This is a genomic window from Parapedobacter sp. (assembly GCF_035556095.1).
Classification (GTDB): domain Bacteria; phylum Bacteroidota; class Bacteroidia; order Sphingobacteriales; family Sphingobacteriaceae; genus Parapedobacter.
In genome coordinates this window covers 449,648-465,749 of the sequence record NZ_DATMFT010000018.1, presented here as the reverse complement: position 1 = coordinate 465,749, position 16,102 = coordinate 449,648, and the positions used below count along the sequence as shown (strand labels likewise).

General features: G+C 49.1%; 19 protein-coding genes. All 19 read left to right on the top strand.

Features of this window, described 5'->3' with window-relative positions:
* Window positions 1-5: 5 nt before the first annotated feature.
* The 19 genes from VNQ80_RS10295 (at window position 6) to nuoK (ending at window position 16,051) form a co-directional block, all read left to right on the top strand.
* Window positions 6-884, top strand: coding sequence for a diacylglycerol kinase family protein (locus VNQ80_RS10295; RefSeq protein WP_325638167.1), 879 nt, complete (start codon window positions 6-8; stop codon window positions 882-884).
* A gap of 65 nt (window positions 885-949) precedes the next feature.
* A complete protein-coding gene (locus tag VNQ80_RS10290) occupies window positions 950-1,291 on the top strand; it encodes a translation initiation factor (RefSeq protein WP_325638165.1) in 342 nt (113 codons plus the stop codon).
* Between the two features lie 445 nt (window positions 1,292-1,736).
* Window positions 1,737-2,567 (top strand): MotA/TolQ/ExbB proton channel family protein, encoded by an 831-nt coding sequence (locus VNQ80_RS10285; protein ID WP_325638163.1) that lies wholly within the window; start codon window positions 1,737-1,739, stop codon window positions 2,565-2,567.
* Window positions 2,568-2,644: 77 nt separating this feature from the next.
* Window positions 2,645-3,271 carry a biopolymer transporter ExbD gene (locus tag VNQ80_RS10280; protein WP_325638161.1) on the top strand — a complete coding sequence of 209 codons (627 nt, stop codon included), beginning with the start codon at window positions 2,645-2,647 and terminating at the stop codon, window positions 3,269-3,271.
* A gap of 37 nt (window positions 3,272-3,308) precedes the next feature.
* Complete coding sequence (locus VNQ80_RS10275) at window positions 3,309-3,866, top strand: biopolymer transporter ExbD (RefSeq protein ID WP_325638159.1); 558 nt, start codon at window positions 3,309-3,311, stop codon at window positions 3,864-3,866.
* A 25-nt stretch (window positions 3,867-3,891) separates the two neighbouring features.
* Complete coding sequence (locus VNQ80_RS10270; protein ID WP_325638157.1) at window positions 3,892-4,725, top strand: TonB family protein; 834 nt, start codon at window positions 3,892-3,894, stop codon at window positions 4,723-4,725.
* A 272-nt stretch (window positions 4,726-4,997) separates the two neighbouring features.
* The gene (locus tag VNQ80_RS10265; RefSeq protein ID WP_325638154.1) at window positions 4,998-5,909 is read left to right on the top strand and encodes a substrate-binding domain-containing protein; all 912 of its coding nucleotides are present in this window, start codon (window positions 4,998-5,000) and stop codon (window positions 5,907-5,909) included.
* Between the two features lie 27 nt (window positions 5,910-5,936).
* Window positions 5,937-7,670 carry a tetratricopeptide repeat protein gene (locus VNQ80_RS10260; RefSeq protein WP_325638152.1) on the top strand — a complete coding sequence of 578 codons (1,734 nt, stop codon included), beginning with the start codon at window positions 5,937-5,939 and terminating at the stop codon, window positions 7,668-7,670.
* 100 nt (window positions 7,671-7,770) lie between these two features.
* Window positions 7,771-8,148, top strand: a complete 378-nt coding sequence (locus tag VNQ80_RS10255) for an NADH-quinone oxidoreductase subunit A (protein ID WP_325638150.1) — start codon at window positions 7,771-7,773, stop codon at window positions 8,146-8,148.
* 127 nt (window positions 8,149-8,275) lie between these two features.
* The gene (locus VNQ80_RS10250) at window positions 8,276-8,827 is read left to right on the top strand and encodes an NADH-quinone oxidoreductase subunit B (protein WP_325638148.1); all 552 of its coding nucleotides are present in this window, start codon (window positions 8,276-8,278) and stop codon (window positions 8,825-8,827) included.
* A complete protein-coding gene (locus VNQ80_RS10245) occupies window positions 8,820-9,326 on the top strand; it encodes an NADH-quinone oxidoreductase subunit C (RefSeq protein ID WP_325638146.1) in 507 nt (168 codons plus the stop codon). Before VNQ80_RS10250 ends, VNQ80_RS10245 begins: the two co-directional genes overlap by 8 nt.
* Before the next feature lie 6 nt (window positions 9,327-9,332).
* Window positions 9,333-10,568 carry an NADH-quinone oxidoreductase subunit D gene (locus tag VNQ80_RS10240; RefSeq protein WP_325638190.1) on the top strand — a complete coding sequence of 412 codons (1,236 nt, stop codon included), beginning with the start codon at window positions 9,333-9,335 and terminating at the stop codon, window positions 10,566-10,568.
* Window positions 10,561-11,103 carry an NAD(P)H-dependent oxidoreductase subunit E gene (locus VNQ80_RS10235; RefSeq protein WP_325638144.1) on the top strand — a complete coding sequence of 181 codons (543 nt, stop codon included), beginning with the start codon at window positions 10,561-10,563 and terminating at the stop codon, window positions 11,101-11,103. Before VNQ80_RS10240 ends, VNQ80_RS10235 begins: the two co-directional genes overlap by 8 nt.
* A 5-nt stretch (window positions 11,104-11,108) precedes the next feature.
* A complete protein-coding gene (gene nuoF, locus VNQ80_RS10230) occupies window positions 11,109-12,461 on the top strand; it encodes an NADH-quinone oxidoreductase subunit NuoF (protein ID WP_325638142.1) in 1,353 nt (450 codons plus the stop codon).
* A 71-nt stretch (window positions 12,462-12,532) separates the two neighbouring features.
* On the top strand, window positions 12,533-13,549 hold the full coding sequence (locus VNQ80_RS10225) for a 2Fe-2S iron-sulfur cluster-binding protein (protein WP_325638140.1): 1,017 nt from the start codon (window positions 12,533-12,535) through the stop codon (window positions 13,547-13,549).
* 63 nt (window positions 13,550-13,612) lie between these two features.
* Window positions 13,613-14,650: an NADH-quinone oxidoreductase subunit NuoH gene (nuoH, locus tag VNQ80_RS10220; RefSeq protein ID WP_325638138.1), complete on the top strand. Its 1,038-nt coding sequence runs from the start codon at window positions 13,613-13,615 to the stop codon at window positions 14,648-14,650.
* 24 nt (window positions 14,651-14,674) lie between these two features.
* Window positions 14,675-15,196 carry an NADH-quinone oxidoreductase subunit I gene (locus VNQ80_RS10215; protein WP_325638136.1) on the top strand — a complete coding sequence of 174 codons (522 nt, stop codon included), beginning with the start codon at window positions 14,675-14,677 and terminating at the stop codon, window positions 15,194-15,196.
* Between the two features lie 27 nt (window positions 15,197-15,223).
* On the top strand, window positions 15,224-15,721 hold the full coding sequence (locus VNQ80_RS10210; protein ID WP_325638134.1) for an NADH-quinone oxidoreductase subunit J: 498 nt from the start codon (window positions 15,224-15,226) through the stop codon (window positions 15,719-15,721).
* Entirely contained in the window at window positions 15,722-16,051 is a 330-nt protein-coding gene (nuoK, locus tag VNQ80_RS10205) for an NADH-quinone oxidoreductase subunit NuoK (RefSeq protein WP_325638132.1), read from the top strand.
* Window positions 16,052-16,102 lie beyond the last annotated feature (51 nt).

Genomic DNA, 16,102 nt, shown 5'->3' with positions numbered 1-16,102 from the left:
AAGGAATGGCTAGAAAGCAACGGATTTTGTTTTTAGTTAACCCCATATCTGGCGGGCGAAAAAAGAAAGGTTTTGAGAAACGCGTGATGGCCGATCTCGATACGAGCCTGTTTGACGCTACATTTGCCTTTACCGCCTATGCCGGGCATGCGAATGAATTGGCTACGCAGGCGGTAGCTGATGGGATGGATGTCGTCGTGGCGGTTGGTGGCGACGGTACCATCAATGAAATTGCAGCCGCGCTAAATAGCACGGATACCGTGCTCGGGATAATACCGGAGGGATCGGGCAACGGATTGGCGCTGTACTTGGGCATTCCGCTGAACGAACGGGCGGCTATCCGGCGCCTCAACCGCCTCGACCATATGACCATCGATAGCGGTAGCATCAATGGACTTCCGTTTTTCAATATGGCTGGTATCGGGTTCGACGCCTCGGTCAGTGACCGGTTTGCCAACGATAATATCAGGGGTCCCATCGGTTATATGAAAGCCGTACTCGCAGAAATCAGTACGTATAAGCCGAAGCGGTATCTGCTGGATATCGACGGTGAGGTGATCGAGCGGGAGGCGTTCATGATCAGTGTAGCCAACTCGCCCCAGTACGGCAATAATGCTTACGTGGCACCACAGGCTTCTGTAACCGACGGTGTGCTGGACATCTGTATTATCCACAAGTTCCCGCTGTATACGATCCCAATGATGGTATTCCATCTCTTTAATAAAACAGCGGATCAATCGGAATATGTTGAAATCGTTCCGGGAAAGCAGATCCGTATCGAAAGGGAAAATGCGGACGCGGTACATGTAGACGGTGAACCGAAGGAAATGGGAAGTGTTTTGGATATTTTGGTTAAACCTGCTACCTTGCGGATACTTTGCTGAAACTGACGGCAGTGGACAATTTATTAGAAAAACCATCGTTTACTAAAACACGGAGTTTAAGAAACATGAAACGGAAACAGCAGTATAGCGGCATCGTATATTCGACCGACGAGCATTTTGCTTATCAGGAGACGGAAACAAGCGAGGTTGATACATTGCCCAATCGGCAACAAGACCTGCGCGTAATGCTGGATAGGAAAATGAGGGGTGGAAAGACGGTAACACTGGTGAAAGGCTTTATAGGGTCCGCAGTCGACCTGGAGGCTCTGGGCAAGCGGCTTAAACAGAAATGTGGTGTGGGCGGCAGTGCAAAAGACGGCGAAATTATCGTGCAGGGCGATTTCAAACAACGCATCGTGCAGCTCTTATTGGATGAAGGATATCGGGTAAAACCGGTGGGTGGATAAACAAAACAACCGTACTACGTAACAATTGTAAGATACGACGACCAGTAGGCCAGATGAAAACAGGATGGGTTTAATTTATTGGCTGTTAGAACATTGATAAAAAGAAAAAACACGAGTCCTTTTAAAATAAATGTATAAATGCCGTTTGTAGGCTGCTAAAACCAATTTATTTGAATGTTTAATTTGCAATTACAAAAAAAAATAGTTTTCATTGTAAAAAAATTGCTTTTGGATTACAGAAGCATAGTTTGTTTAGGGTGTGCTGATGCTGCTGCCGCGCGCCCCTAGCATGTTGGGAGGTTACTAAACAATTATTGACAAAGATTTTATAATTGGTTTAAAACACTATATTTGCTTTGGCCGTTATGGCGGTCAACCAAGGAATAAATTGCACAAATTACATAAAAATCATAGTTAACAACATTAAAGTCTAAAATTCAGAAAAATGGCAAACGCACCAACAACAAGTACAGCACAACAAGAAAAAAGCAATTCAAGTTCGAATGTCTTTGCAAGTCTGGCGATTATTATCTGTTTCATAATCGGGGCATTGGTTTGGAAGTATATCATGGGCGACCCGAACAACTTTATTGACAACAATCCGGAAAACCAGCCCAAACCCGGTAACTATTTTGGGATGGTTTATCACGCAGGTGTGGTAGTACCTGTATTATTGGGTCTGTTCTTAATGGTGTGGGTATTTTCGATCGAACGTTTCATCGTGATTGGCAGGGCTTCGGGTAAAGGCAACGTAGGTAACTTCGTGCGTCGTGTCCAGTCGCTGATTGGCGGTGGCAACATCGATTCAGCAATCGCGGAATGCGACAAGCAAAAAGGTTCTGTAGCAAACGTAATTAAGGCCGGGCTTTTGAAATACAAAGATGTATCTGCCAACCCTAACCTAGATACTGAGCAAGCTACCGTAGCTATCCAAAAGGAAATCGAAGAGGCTACAGCACTTGAGATGCCGATGCTTGAGAAAAACCTGACAATCATTGCTACGCTGGTATCAATCGGTACCTTGACAGGGCTGTTGGGTACAGTAACGGGGATGATCCGGGCATTTGCCGCATTGGCAACGGGTGGTTCACCAGATTCAGCACAGCTGGCAAACGGTATTTCCGAAGCCTTGGTAAATACGGCAACAGGTATCGCTACATCGGCAATTGCCATCGTATTCTACAACATCTTTACGTCGAAAATCGATACGCTTACCTATTCGATTGATGAGGCTGGCTTCTCCATTGTGCAAACATACGCGGCGAGCCACAAATAGCATATTTTTCATCCGGTTTTATGGAAAACCGGATGGATGTGCATCTTATCAGTAAATAGTAATTAAAGAGTAACACTATGCCAAGGGCAAAAGTTAAAAGAACAAGTACGACGATAGACATGACGGCCATGTGCGATGTGTCCTTTCTGCTGCTCACATTTTTTATATTGACGGCGACAGCAAGGCAGCCGGAGCCGTTGGAAGTGGACACTCCCGCGTCTGTGACCCAAGTGAAAGTACCGGATGAAAATCTTGCGTTAATCACTGTTGGTGATGATGGAAAGATTTTCTTTGGCGTCAAAGGCCGGGAAATCAAAGGTCGTATGTTGGAATTGATGTCGGAGAAGTACTCCATTCCGTTCACCGCAGAAGAAAAGGAGCGTTTTGCCGTTATGGAAACTTTCGGTGTACCCATGGGGAACCTGAAGGAAATCATCAACATGGACGCCAATGACCGTGTTCGTCCGGGGTTGCAACCGGGTATTCCGGCCGACTCGACCAAGGAAGTATCCAACCAACTGTTTCATTGGATATATTCAGCGCGGGTAGCTACGAAAGAGCTTAAAGACGTTGATTTGCGGCTTTCCATAAAGGGTGATGCCGAGGAGAAATATCCTGCAATAAAACAGGTAATCGATATCCTGCAAAGCCAAAAGGTGAATAAATTCAGCTTGATTACCGCCTTGCGTAACGAGGATTTCTAGTGGTGGAGTTTTGTTAACAGTTTAAGATTTTAATGCAATGGCAGAATTAAATCAAGATAGTGGCGGTGGCAAGAAAGGTGGTAAAATAAGGAGCAAGAAAGCCGGAGGACGGGTTGACCTCACCGCGATGGTGGATTTGGCCTTCCTGCTTATCACGTTCTTTATGCTTACAACCTCGTTGAACAAGCCGAATGCCATGGACGTGGCGATGCCGGATAAAAATGAAGAGGACCCTGAAGATCGGTTAGAAGTTGCCGATAACCGGACCATGACCCTCCTTTTGGGTTCCAATAATAAAATCGAGTGGTACATGGGTACCTATAGTGAGCCTATTGAAGGACCGGAAATTGTCGATTATGGTAAAGATGGCATCCGCCCGATCCTATTGAAAAAATTGGAAGAGGTTCCCCGGTTAACCGGCGATTCGGAGAAAGGACTCATTGTGGTCATCCGACCTAGCGATAAATCCACACACCGTAATCTCGTGGATATCCTGGATGAGATGAATATTGTGGAAGCTAAGCAATATATGATCGGGACCATTAGCGAGCCGGAAATTGAGGTGTTGGAGCGTGATGGCCTCTACAATGATTAACGATCACCACGTAAAACGATAGATTATGTTCGGTACTAAATTAGATATTTTTAAGAAGGAATGGCTCGATGTGGTGTTTGAGGGGCGGAATAAGGAGTACGGAGCCTATGAACTTCGTAAACTCTCGCCCAAGGCTACCAATATTGGGATGTTTGTTGCCTCCGTCTCTTTCGTGGTGCTGCTTTTGGCCCCGGCGATTGCGAGGTGGATAGGTGTTGACATGAAGCCAGCCGACGAGACTGAAAAGTTGATAGAAACAGAGGTGGTCCTTTCAGAACCGCCCCCTGTAAACGAGGAGGAACCACCTCCACCCCCACCGGTGGAACCCCCACCCCCACGCGTAGACCAGGTGCGTATGCCGGAACCGAAAGTGGTACCTGCTGAAGAGGTACGGGATGAAGAACCGCCTACGGTCGAAGAGCTGAAATTGGCCGATCCGGGATCTAAGACGATTGAAGGTGACCCCAATGCGGAAATCCGCATCGACTTGCCGGTCGGCGAAGGGGAGATTGATGCCGAAGTGACCGAATCGAATAGTAATGAGATTTTCCAATCGGTAGAAATCGATCCGAAACCACCGGGCGGCCTGCCTGCCTTCATGGCGTGGATAGCAAAGAATTACGATTATCCGCAGGCAGCTATTGAGGCCGGTGTGAATGGTCAGGTACAGGTGTCGTTCGTTGTGGAACGCGACGGTAGCCTAACGGATATCAAGATTGTACGGGACTTGAAGTATGGAACCGGCGAGGCGGCAGTGAAACTGCTTTCGAAAGCGGAAAAGTGGTCGCCAGGTGTGCAGAACGGAAGACCTGTACGTGTGGCCTACACATTGCCTATCCGGCTTAATCTCCAGCAGTAAAGCGGTGCAGCAACACGATAGAGATAACAATGGCAGACAGAAATCGCCCAACAAGCGGTTTCTGTCTATTTTGGGCCTGTTTATGTTTGGTTTTTACCTGGTGTTGGGCCTTGTCGTTATCTTTTGGAAAAACTTTCCGCTCGAGTTGGATAGCACGTATAGGGTCTTGTTTGGGCTATTGTTGGTGGTTTATTCTTTCTTCCGCTTTGTACGGCTTTGGCAAAGTCGATGAATTTGGAGTTGAGCAAAAAAGAGGTTATTTTTTCATAACTATGAAAAAATTAGTATTATTACCGCACATTTTTGGTCTCTTGGCTGTCTTGGGTTCATGTAATAACCCGCAGCCGCAGGAAAACCAAACCATTGTGGGCGGTAAGCTGCAAGTGCTGGTGGATGAGACATTGCTTCCTGTTATGGAAGAACAAGTAGCGGTTTTCGAACACTTATACAAGCAAGCGGACGTGGAGTTGTCCGTTGCGCAAGAGAACCAGATTGTAACCAAACTTGTGAATAACGAAGTTGAGGTTGCCGTGCTCACCAGGCAGTTGAATGCTGAGGAAATGACGTTCTTTGAAGCCCGCCAGTTCCGACCGAGGGTATACCGGTTCGCTGAAGATGCACTCGCGTTGGTAGTCAATAAAAACAGTGCTGATTCGGTGATAACCGTAGACGATATCATCCGTGTGATGCAAGGGAAAGAACCGGTTGGGCAAGTAGATAGATTGGTGTTTGACAATCCGAACTCTAGTACGGTGCGTTATTTGAAGGATCTGGCCGGCGTTGACTCGCTACCGGCAACTGGAGTATACGCGTTGAAATCGAATAGTGAGGTGCTGAAATACGTCTACGAGACTCCAAGAACCGTTGGTGTACTGGGGCTGAGTTGGGTGGTCAGACCAGACAGCGCACTCCGGCGGTATACAGACGGCGTAAAGGTACTCGGTGTGCGCAGTCAGGCGGGAAAACCGGGTGCCGACGGTTATTATAAGCCCTCGCAGTCAAACCTGGCCGAGGGAATTTATCCACTGTCGCGTTCGGTTTATATCATCAACGCCGAGCCCCGGAAGGGTTTAGGCATGGGCTTTGCAGCGTTTTTAACCGGATTGTCAGGCCAGCGGATTATCTTGAAATCGGGCTTAATGCCGGATAGCTTGCCACCAAGGGAATTAATTATAAGGAAGTAAATAGATTAAACACTTAATAGAGTAAAAATGATGAAGAAAGCAATGATATGGGGTATATCCCTTGCTTTTGTGGTTACGGGAGTGCAGGCGCAGAGCTTGGACGACGCGAAGAAGGCGATAGATGCGGAGCAGTTCGCCCAAGCAAAGCAAATGCTGGAGACGCTTGTGAAAAGCAAGCCGAAAAACGGTGAAAATTACTTTTATTTAGGGCTCGTTTATATAGAGAACGATCACCTTGATTCTGCAAAAACACTTTTTGATCAGGGGTTGACCGCTGATCCGAAAAACAACTTAAATAAGGTAGGGCAGGGGATCGTTGAGCTATATAGCGGCAACGAGAGTGCTGCCACAGCGAAGTTTGCAGAAGCGACTCAGAAATTGAAACGCAAGCAATATTTGGAGCTTTACCATATCGGTAGGGCGTATATTGATGCACCCGAGCCCAACTACCAAAAGGCAGTAGAATACTTGGATCAAGCGAAGGCCAAGAATACGGAAGATCCGATGATTCCGTTGGCGCTGGGGGATGCATATTTCGGATTGGAGAGCGCCAGTCCTGCTTATGTGAATTACCGGGACGCGTCGCTGCTGGACAATACGTTAACACGTGCAAAGGTACAGCTGCAGGTGATTACCCGTTTATCGCATGCTTGGCAAGAGGCGATTGATGGATTGAAGCAAATCGCCGAAGAGGTGCCTGACTATGCACCTACATACCGCGAGCTCGCAGAGACCTACCATGCATGGGCCAACACGGCAACCGCCATAGAAGACTACAACACACGCAACCAGGAAGCTGTGAAGTTCTATAAGCAATATATGGATAAAACCGACTACACAGTAGATTCGCGGATCCGCTATGCTGACTTCTTGGTTTATGTGAAAGACTACGAAGAATTGCAAGTACAGGCAGCTGAATTGGCACAGCTGGAAGATGTAAACCCGAAGGTACTGCGGTACCTCGGATATTCGGCTTATCAAAACAAACAGTTCCAGGAAAGTAAAGACGCGTTGGATAAGCTATTTACCCGGATGGAGGCCGACCGCATCATTCCGCGTGACTACCTTCACTTGGGCCTTGCCGATATCAAATTGGCAACGCAAAGCAACCCGACAGATGAAGCATTGTTCAATGAAGGGATTGTGCAGTTGAAGAAAGCCGTGGTTGCCGATTCGTCCATCGCCGATGACCTCAACGATGTGGGTAAGGAGATTTTTGCCGACAAGAAGTTTGTGGATGCCTCGAAGGTGTTCGAAATTGCCGCATCTACTCCTGCGTCGCGTAACTTTATTTACGATAACTTCTACCTCGGATATGCTGGATATTATGCGGTTGCAACGAAGCCGGTGGCCCAACGTGGTCCAGCGGAAACGGAATTGCTGCATCAAGCAGATACCGCATTCGGTGTAGTTATCGAAAAGGCACCGACTACGCAAGACGCTTACCTGTTTAAGGCGAGGATTAAGAATTTATTGGACGATAGCGAGCAGCCCAAGGGATTGGCCGTTCCTTACTTCGAAAAGTACATTGAAGTAGTGAAAGAAAAAGGAGATGCCGAGGTACAGAAGGCTAAAAATAATTTCATCGAGATCTACAACAACCTCGCAGCTATTAGCGCGAAAAACGGAGAGTACCAGAAGGCCCGGGATTATCTCGGAGAAACATTGAAGCTGGACCCTGAGAATGACTATGCTAAGCAAACGCTACAGTACTTAGAGCAAGCGTCAGCCGCTTCAGCAGCTGATTCTGCGGGAAGGTAATCAGCATCACCGCAGGTTTTTCAGTAACGACCTTAATAAAGCGCTAATTTCCGAATTAGCGCTTTATTTTTTAGTTTTGTCCCACGTTAACACAGATACGATGGAATCGGAATTATTGAGTACCCCCCAGGATTACTTACCTATATTAATCCAACTGATTGTAGCGGCCGGATTTGGCGTGGGAACAATCATCATTACGCACCTCATCGGTCCTAAGGTAAGGACTGAGAATAAGTTGGGTGCGTTCGAGTCGGGCGTGGAAGTAATCGGAAATGCTCGCCAGCCGTTTTCCATTAAGTATTTTATCGTGGCGATTCTATTCGTCATCTTTGACATAGAGGTTATTTTCATGTATCCTTGGGCAGTCAATTTCCGCGAATTCGGATTGTCTGGGCTGATTGAAATGTTCGTGTTTATGGGATTGTTGCTGTTGGGATTCATTTATATCATTAAGCGGAAAGCATTGGAGTGGGACTGAGTCGCACAACACTAGAACGTTTCTAAATAATACAATTCGCCCGATAAGCACCCAATATATTGTAATTTTGCGACTCGTCTATACTGTAATATAGGTGAGTTTTTTTTGAGGTAAGACCGGAGTAAGCATGAGTGATATTAAATTGGCGCCGGCGCCGCCTGGCGTAGAAGGGTCGGGTTTTTTTGCAACGACACTGGATAAGGCTATTGGGTTGGCTAGGGCCAATTCATTATGGCCGCTTCCATTTGCGACATCGTGCTGTGGTATCGAATTCATGGCAACGATGGGCGCTCACTATGATTTGGCCCGTTTTGGTGCGGAGCGGCCGAGCTTTTCGCCGCGGCAAGCCGATATGTTGTTGGTTATGGGCACCATTGCCAAAAAAATGGCGCCGGTGCTTAAGCAGGTATACATCCAGATGGCCGAACCCCGTTGGGTGATTGCCGTAGGGGCATGTGCATCGAGCGGTGGGATATTCGATACCTATTCGGTGCTGCAAGGTATCGATGAAGTGATTCCGGTTGATGTATATGTGCCGGGATGTCCTCCAAGACCGGAGGCGATCCTCGATGGTGTCATGCGGTTGCAGGAAATCGTGAAGAATGAATCATTGAATCGGCGCAATTCGCCCGAATATAAGGCTTTACTTGAAAAGTACGGAATACAAACCCATGGCTAAACTCGATAACAACACGGTATTGAAGCGTCTTCAGGGCCGGTTTGACGGAGATGCCATCCGCAACATAACGGAACCATTTGGGCTACTTACCGTCGAAACCGATACGACGCAGCTGCTGGATGTCCTGGAATTTTTGAAAACCGATGAAGAATTGCAATTCGGCTATTTGACGGATATCACGGCCGTACACTACCCCGACTTGGAAAAGGAATTTGCCGTGGTGTACCATGTGCACAGTCTGGTCAATAATGTGCGTATCCGTGTCAAAGTGTTCCTGCAAGGGGGATACCCAGCCATTCCCACCGCTACTGTGTTGTGGGATGGTGCGAATTGGATGGAGCGTGAGACCTACGATTTCTTCGGTATACAATTCGTCGGGCACCCCGATTTGCGGCGCATTTTGAACGTAGACGACATGGAGGTGTTTCCCATGCGGAAAGAATATCCGTTGGAAGACCCCAATAAGATAGATAAGAAAGACTATTTCTTCGGAAGATAAGATATGATGAGCGATTCGGTTTCCAAAATAACGGGCAACAAACCTGTTTTTAGCGACAACGACCCGCAGGATGAGTTGTTTACGCTCAATCTCGGGCCTACTCATCCCGCCACACACGGGGTGTTCCAGAATGTCCTGCAGGTCGACGGCGAACGCATCGTCAGTGGTGTGTCAACTATCGGCTATATCCACCGGGCATTTGAGAAAATCGCCGAACACCGACCTTACTACCAAATCACACCGCTAACCGACCGCCTTAACTATTGCTCGTCGCCCATCAACAACATGGGCTGGCACATGACGGTAGAGAAGCTCCTCGAAATCGAGATACCTAAAAGGGTGCAGTATATGCGCGTGATCATCATGGAGCTCGCACGCATCACCGACCATATCATCTGTAACGGCATTCTTGGCGTGGATACCGGTGCTTTTTCCGGCTTCCTTTATGTACTGCAAGAGCGGGAATTTATTTATGAAATCTACGAAGAGATCTGCGGGGCACGACTCACCACCAACATCGGCCGTATCGGTGGGTTCGAACGGGATTTCAACCAAACTGCGTTTGCTAAAATCCGTGAGTTCCTGAAACGGTTCCCGCCGGTGTTGAAAGAATTTGAAGAACTCTTCAACCGTAATCGGATTTTTATCGACCGTACTGCGGATGTGGCGGCGGTGGATGCAAAAACCGCTTTGGGTTACAGTTGGAGTGGGCCGATACTGCGTGCCACTGGTGTCGATTACGACGTTCGGGTGAACGAGCCTTACTCGTCATATGAAGAGTTTGAGTTTGATATCCCCGTGGGCACCAAAGGCGATGTATACGACCGTTTCATGGTCCGCAACAACGAAATGTGGGAGAGCTTGAAAATCATTGAACAGGCACTGGACAAGATTGAAAAGGAGCCAAAGGGCATTTTCCATGCGGATGTACCGGATTTTTATCTTCCGCCTAAAGAGCAGGTCTACAATAACATGGAGGCGTTGATTTACCATTTCAAGATTGTGATGGGCGAAATCGATGCGCCGAAGAATGAGGTGTACCACTGCGTGGAAGGGGCAAACGGTGAATTGGGCTTTTACCTGATCAGCGATGGCGGTAGGTCACCCTATCGGCTGCATTTCCGCAGGCCATCATTCATCAACTATCAGATGTACGCACCGATGAGTAGCGGGATGCTGCTCTCCGATGCCATCATCAACATGAGTAGCTTAAACGTCATAGCAGGAGAATTGGATGCTTAGTGTGAAACATAATGAACCCGTGGAGTTCACGGAAGAAATGCTGGGCAAGTTTGCCGAGATCGTGGCGCGCTACCCAGAAGGACGGCAGAAGTCGGCTTTGCTGCCGATCATGCACGAGGTTCAAGCGGTATATGGCTGGCTGAGTGTCCCCGCGATGGACAGCGTGGCCGCCTACCTTAAGCTGGAACCCATAGAGGTATATGAGGTAGCCACCTTTTATACCATGTTTTTCCTACGGCCGCAGGGCAAGTATGTGCTGGAAGTGTGCCGTACCGGGCCCTGTTGCCTGGTGGGTGCGGAGCGCATCATGGCACATATCGAGCAGCGACTGGGCGTAAAAGAAGGAGAGGTGACCGTCGACGGGTTGTTCAGTTGGCGGGGAGTGGAATGCATGGCCGCCTGCGGCTACGGACCGGTATTGCAGATCGGGCCGGAGTATACCTTCCATGAAAACCTCACGGAAGAGAAAGTAGACCAACTGATAAAAGAACTGAAGAATAAAGCTGAAGGGCGAGAGCTGACGGCTGAAAGCTGATAATTATGGCTCGTAAATTATTGTTGACACATATCGATGTTCCCGGCATCCAAACCTATGAGGTGTACCGCCAGAAAGGGGGGTACCGGGCTGTTGAGAAAGCATTGAAAACGCTCACCCCAGAAGAGGTGGTCGAAGAAGTGAAAGCGTCGGGTTTACGGGGCCGGGGTGGCGCCGGTTTCCCCACAGGGATGAAATGGAGTTTCCTGGCCAAGCCTGAAGGCGTGCCGCGTTACCTCGTATGCAATGCCGATGAGTCGGAGCCGGGTACGTTCAAAGACCGTTACCTGATGACATACATTCCCCACGCATTAATCGAGGGCATGATTGTGTCGAGCTACGCATTGGGTGCCCATACGTCATACATCTACGTGCGCGGCGAGATGATGCCGCAGATACGTATCCTTGAGAGGGCCATTGCCGAAGCCAGAAATGCCGGTTTCCTCGGCAAGAATATCTTGGGCACCGGCTACGACCTGGAGCTGTATGTGCAGCCCGGCGGTGGTGCCTACATCTGCGGGGAAGAAACCGCATTGCTGGAGTCATTGGAGGGTAAACGGGGCAACCCCAGGATTAAACCACCTTTCCCTGCCGTATCGGGACTCTACAATTGCCCCACGGTGGTGAACAACGTGGAATCCATTGCTGCCACCGTGCCCATTATCAACGACGGCGGCGAGGAGTATGCAAAAATCGGCGTGGGACGGAGCACGGGTACCAAGCTGATTTCTGCCGGCGGCAACGTGAATAAACCGGGCGTTTACGAAATCGAGTTGGGTGTGCCCGTAGAGGAGTTTATTTATTCCGATGAATATTGTGGAGGTATCCCCAATGGCAAACGCCTGAAGGCGGTGGTAGCCGGGGGCTCATCCGTACCCATCCTTCCAGCCAACCTGATCGTGAAAACGGCGAGCGGTGAGCCGCGCCTGATGACCTACGAATCACTCGCGGACGGAGGCTTCGAAAGTGGTACGATGCTGGGGTCAGGCGGTTTTATCGCATTTGATGAAGATCAGTGCATCGTGCGTAACACGTGGAATTTCACCCGGTTCTACCACCACGAGAGCTGTGGGCAATGTTCGCCCTGCCGCGAAGGGACAGGATGGATGGAAAAAGTGTTGCATAATATCGAACACGGCCATGGCTCCTATAGTGATATCGACCTGTTGGTGAATGTTGCCAAGAACATCGAGGGTAATACGATTTGCCCGCTCGGTGATGCGGCTGCATGGCCGGTGGGTAGCGCCATCCGCCACTTCCGGGACGAATTCGAGTGGCACGTAGCCAATGGTCAGGAAGCGCAGACCCGTAATTACGGATTGGCGCACTATGCCGATCCGCTGGAGCCGGTGGTGTGAAAAAGAAAGGTTTTAAGTACGGAGTTAACAGGACTGGAAGCCGAGGGCTGACAGTGTATAGCTGAAAAAGAATGGCTGAAGACGTTAAATTCAAGGTAAGCATTGACGGTATCCCGGTGGAAGTTTCGCCGGGGACAACCATATTGAATGCGGCCCGCACGATCGGTGGCGACGTTGTGCCGCCGGCGATGTGCTACTATTCCAAGCTGGAAGGTAGCGGCGGTAAGTGCCGCACCTGCTTGGTAAAGGTGAGTAAGGGCTCGGAAAAGGACCCGCGACCCATGCCGAAATTGGTCGCTTCATGCCGCACCACGGTGATGGACGGCATGGAAGTGCAGAACATTACCTCACCCGAAGTGCTGGAGGCCCGTAAGGGTGTCGTGGAGATGCTACTGATCAACCACCCGCTCGATTGCCCTATATGCGATCAAGCCGGTGAATGCCACCTGCAGGACCTGAGTTATGAGCATGGCCTAGCGGAGACGCGTTACGAGTTTGAACGGCGCACGTTTGACAAAATCGATATCGGTGATAAAATACAGCTACACATGACGCGCTGTATCCTGTGCTACCGTTGTGTGATGGTGGCCGATCAGCTTACACCACAACGCGTGCATGGTGTTTTGGGCCGTGGCGATGCCGCCGAAATCTCCACCTATATTACCAAGGCGGTAGATAATGAATTTTCCGGCAACATGATCGATGTATGCCCGGTTGGCGCATTGACGGACAAAACTTTCCGGTTTAAAAACCGGGTGTGGTTTACCAAACCCGTCGAGGCTCATCGCGATTGCCCGACATGCAGCGGCAAGGTAACGTTGTGGTATAAGGGCGAAGAGGTGCTGCGGGTCACTGCCCGGAAAGATACCTACGGCGAGGCCGAAGCGTTTATCTGCAATACGTGCCGGTTCGATAAGAAGGCCACCGCAGACTGGGTAATCGAAGGACCACGCACGGTGAAGCGGACGTCTGTGATCTCGGCAAACCACTACGAACAATTGAATCCGCCGCCGGTGGTCAAAACGAATCTGGCCTTACAGGAGGCCAATAAGGAGCAGTTTGACCGCGTGGAACGGTTACTGCCATAGGGTGTTGATTGGATGATTTGAAGATGAATCGATGTGTTGGTTTGAAAATAGGAAGTATTAGATATGGAACTGGCATTTGTCATTGAGAAAGTAATATTGGTAAGCCTGATTTTCGTGATTACGCTGGTGATTGCGATGTATTCTACCTTGGCCGAACGCAAGGTGGCCGGTTTCATGCAAGATCGCTACGGACCGGACCGCGCCGGACCATTCGGTATCCTGCAGCCACTGTGCGACGGCGGTAAGTTCTTCTTCAAGGAGGAGATCATCCCTGCCGGTGCGCACAAGTCGTTATTTATCCTCGGACCCACCATTGCCATCATTACGGCATGTATCGGCAGTGCGGTCATCCCGTGGGGGCAAACGCTCACCATCGGTGAACGGGTCATCGAACTGCAGGTAACAGACGTCAATATCGGCGTATTGTACATGTTCGGTGTGGTGGCACTCAGCGTGTATGGCATCATGCTGGGCGGCTGGGCATCCAACAATAAGTTTTCATTGATGGGCGCGGTGCGCGCCGCATCGCAAAGCATCAGCTACGAGTTGGCTATGGGGCTTTCGCTTATCGCCCTGTTGATGGTTACCCAATCGCTTTCGCTGAAGGAAATCGTAGAGCAGCAATCGGGATTCGTCAATTGGAACATTTGGGTGCAACCGTTGGGTTTCCTCATTTTCCTCATTTGCTCATTCGCAGAATGTAACCGTGTACCGTTCGATTTGCCCGAATGCGAGACTGAATTGATCGGTGGTTACAACGTGGAGTATTCGTCGATGAAACTCGGCCTCTACATGTTTGCGGAGTATATCCACATGTTTGTCTCTTCGGCATTGATGGCCACACTCTATTTCGGGGGGTATAATTTTCCTTTCATGGATACGCTGGGTCTCTCCCAAAATTGGATCACCATCATCGGTGTCGTCGTGTTTTTTGCCAAGATATTCGCGTTCATCTTTTTCTTCATGTGGATCCGGTGGACACTACCGCGCTTCCGTTATGATCAATTGATGAACCTGGGCTGGAAAGTGTTGATACCATTGGCTATCGCCAATATTGTGTTGACCGGGGTGATTACCATTATCAATGATACATTTTTTTAACGAAATTTGGTTGGGGAAAACGATATGCAGTCTTTAAGCAATAGGAAAAAGGTATTGGAGCAGAAGCCCATGAACTTCTGGGAGCGCATTTATCTCCCGGCAATCTTCAAGGGGCTAGGCATTACCATCAAGCATTTTTTCAAGCCGATTCCCACCGTGAAGTATCCGGAGGAAGAACGGCCGTATTCGAAAAACTTCCGCGGGCAGCATTCGCTGAAGCGCGATGAAGAAGGCCGCGAGCGGTGCACCGCCTGTGGGCTTTGCGCGCTGTCTTGCCCTGCCGAAGCCATCACCATGATTTCTGCCGAGCGGCAAAAGGGGGAAGAGCACCTCTATCGGGAAGAGAAGTACGCCGCCGTGTATGAGATTAACATGCTTCGCTGCATATTCTGCGGTCTCTGCGAAGAGGCATGCCCCAAGGAAGCCATTTACTTAGATGGCCCCCACGTGTCGGCTGACTATCTCCGCAAGGATTTTATTTATGGAAAAGACAAATTGGTGGAGCCCCGGTTTGACTTTCACGAAAAACATGAACCCACGGCCTAGTCCGCAGATAACCCCTACGAAAGCAGCATGAGCGTTTTTTATTTTGTGGCCTTTTTGTCAATCTTCTTTGCGTTGATGACCATCTTCACCAAGAATCCGGTACACAGCGTACTTTACCTCGTTATTACCTTTTTCACCTTTACGGTGCACTATATCCTGTTGAATGCACAATTTCTCGCCGTCGTCAATTTCATTGTCTATATGGGTGCGATCATGGTGCTGTTCCTGTTCGTTTTGATGTTGCTCAACCTCAACAAGGATACCGAGCCCCTTAAGTCCAATCTGGTGAAATTCATGGGTGTCATTGCGGGTATGTGTCTGTTGGTAACGCTGGCCGCATCATTCCGGTTACTGGAAGTGTCAGACCCGGTCGTGCTGAAAAATCCCGATATCGGACTGGTATCCAACTTGGGTAAGGTATTATTCAGCGATTTCCTGCTACCCTTTGAGATATCCTCGATATTGTTGTTGACCGCCATGGTGGGTGCCGTATTATTAGCCAAGAACGATCCAAAAAAAGTATAAATGGAAACCATTATACAAAATATACAGGGTGTACCACTCAATCATTATATCCTGTTTTGTAGTGTTATTTTTGCCATCGGTGTCATGGGGGTGCTTATACGCCGCAATGTCATCATCATCATGATGTCTGTCGAATTGATGCTCAATTCGGTAAACCTACTGCTAACGGCGTTTTCAGTACATCATGGCGATCCGGCCGGCCAGGTATTCGTGTTTTTCATCATGGCACTGGCGGCTGCCGAGGTTGCGGTGGGTTTGGCCATCATCGTGATGGTGTACCGGAATACCCGCTCGGTGGATATCAATGCGCTGAACCGCTTAAGGGGATGATGTTGATGTGACGATACGCTGATGCAGCGATGTGCAGATTGAAGACTGACG

Coding starts and splice junctions, on each gene's coding strand:
- VNQ80_RS10295 (WP_325638167.1), top strand. CDS start 6: ATGGCTAGAAAGCAACGGATTTTGTTTTTAGTTAACCCCATATCTGGC.
- VNQ80_RS10290 (WP_325638165.1), top strand. CDS start 950: ATGAAACGGAAACAGCAGTATAGCGGCATCGTATATTCGACCGACGAG.
- VNQ80_RS10285 (WP_325638163.1), top strand. CDS start 1,737: ATGGCAAACGCACCAACAACAAGTACAGCACAACAAGAAAAAAGCAAT.
- VNQ80_RS10280 (WP_325638161.1), top strand. CDS start 2,645: ATGCCAAGGGCAAAAGTTAAAAGAACAAGTACGACGATAGACATGACG.
- VNQ80_RS10275 (WP_325638159.1), top strand. CDS start 3,309: ATGGCAGAATTAAATCAAGATAGTGGCGGTGGCAAGAAAGGTGGTAAA.
- VNQ80_RS10270 (WP_325638157.1), top strand. CDS start 3,892: ATGTTCGGTACTAAATTAGATATTTTTAAGAAGGAATGGCTCGATGTG.
- VNQ80_RS10265 (WP_325638154.1), top strand. CDS start 4,998: ATGAAAAAATTAGTATTATTACCGCACATTTTTGGTCTCTTGGCTGTC.
- VNQ80_RS10260 (WP_325638152.1), top strand. CDS start 5,937: ATGATGAAGAAAGCAATGATATGGGGTATATCCCTTGCTTTTGTGGTT.
- VNQ80_RS10255 (WP_325638150.1), top strand. CDS start 7,771: ATGGAATCGGAATTATTGAGTACCCCCCAGGATTACTTACCTATATTA.
- VNQ80_RS10250 (WP_325638148.1), top strand. CDS start 8,276: ATGAGTGATATTAAATTGGCGCCGGCGCCGCCTGGCGTAGAAGGGTCG.
- VNQ80_RS10245 (WP_325638146.1), top strand. CDS start 8,820: ATGGCTAAACTCGATAACAACACGGTATTGAAGCGTCTTCAGGGCCGG.
- VNQ80_RS10240 (WP_325638190.1), top strand. CDS start 9,333: ATGAGCGATTCGGTTTCCAAAATAACGGGCAACAAACCTGTTTTTAGC.
- VNQ80_RS10235 (WP_325638144.1), top strand. CDS start 10,561: ATGCTTAGTGTGAAACATAATGAACCCGTGGAGTTCACGGAAGAAATG.
- nuoF (WP_325638142.1), top strand. CDS start 11,109: ATGGCTCGTAAATTATTGTTGACACATATCGATGTTCCCGGCATCCAA.
- VNQ80_RS10225 (WP_325638140.1), top strand. CDS start 12,533: ATGGCTGAAGACGTTAAATTCAAGGTAAGCATTGACGGTATCCCGGTG.
- nuoH (WP_325638138.1), top strand. CDS start 13,613: ATGGAACTGGCATTTGTCATTGAGAAAGTAATATTGGTAAGCCTGATT.
- VNQ80_RS10215 (WP_325638136.1), top strand. CDS start 14,675: ATGCAGTCTTTAAGCAATAGGAAAAAGGTATTGGAGCAGAAGCCCATG.
- VNQ80_RS10210 (WP_325638134.1), top strand. CDS start 15,224: ATGAGCGTTTTTTATTTTGTGGCCTTTTTGTCAATCTTCTTTGCGTTG.
- nuoK (WP_325638132.1), top strand. CDS start 15,722: ATGGAAACCATTATACAAAATATACAGGGTGTACCACTCAATCATTAT.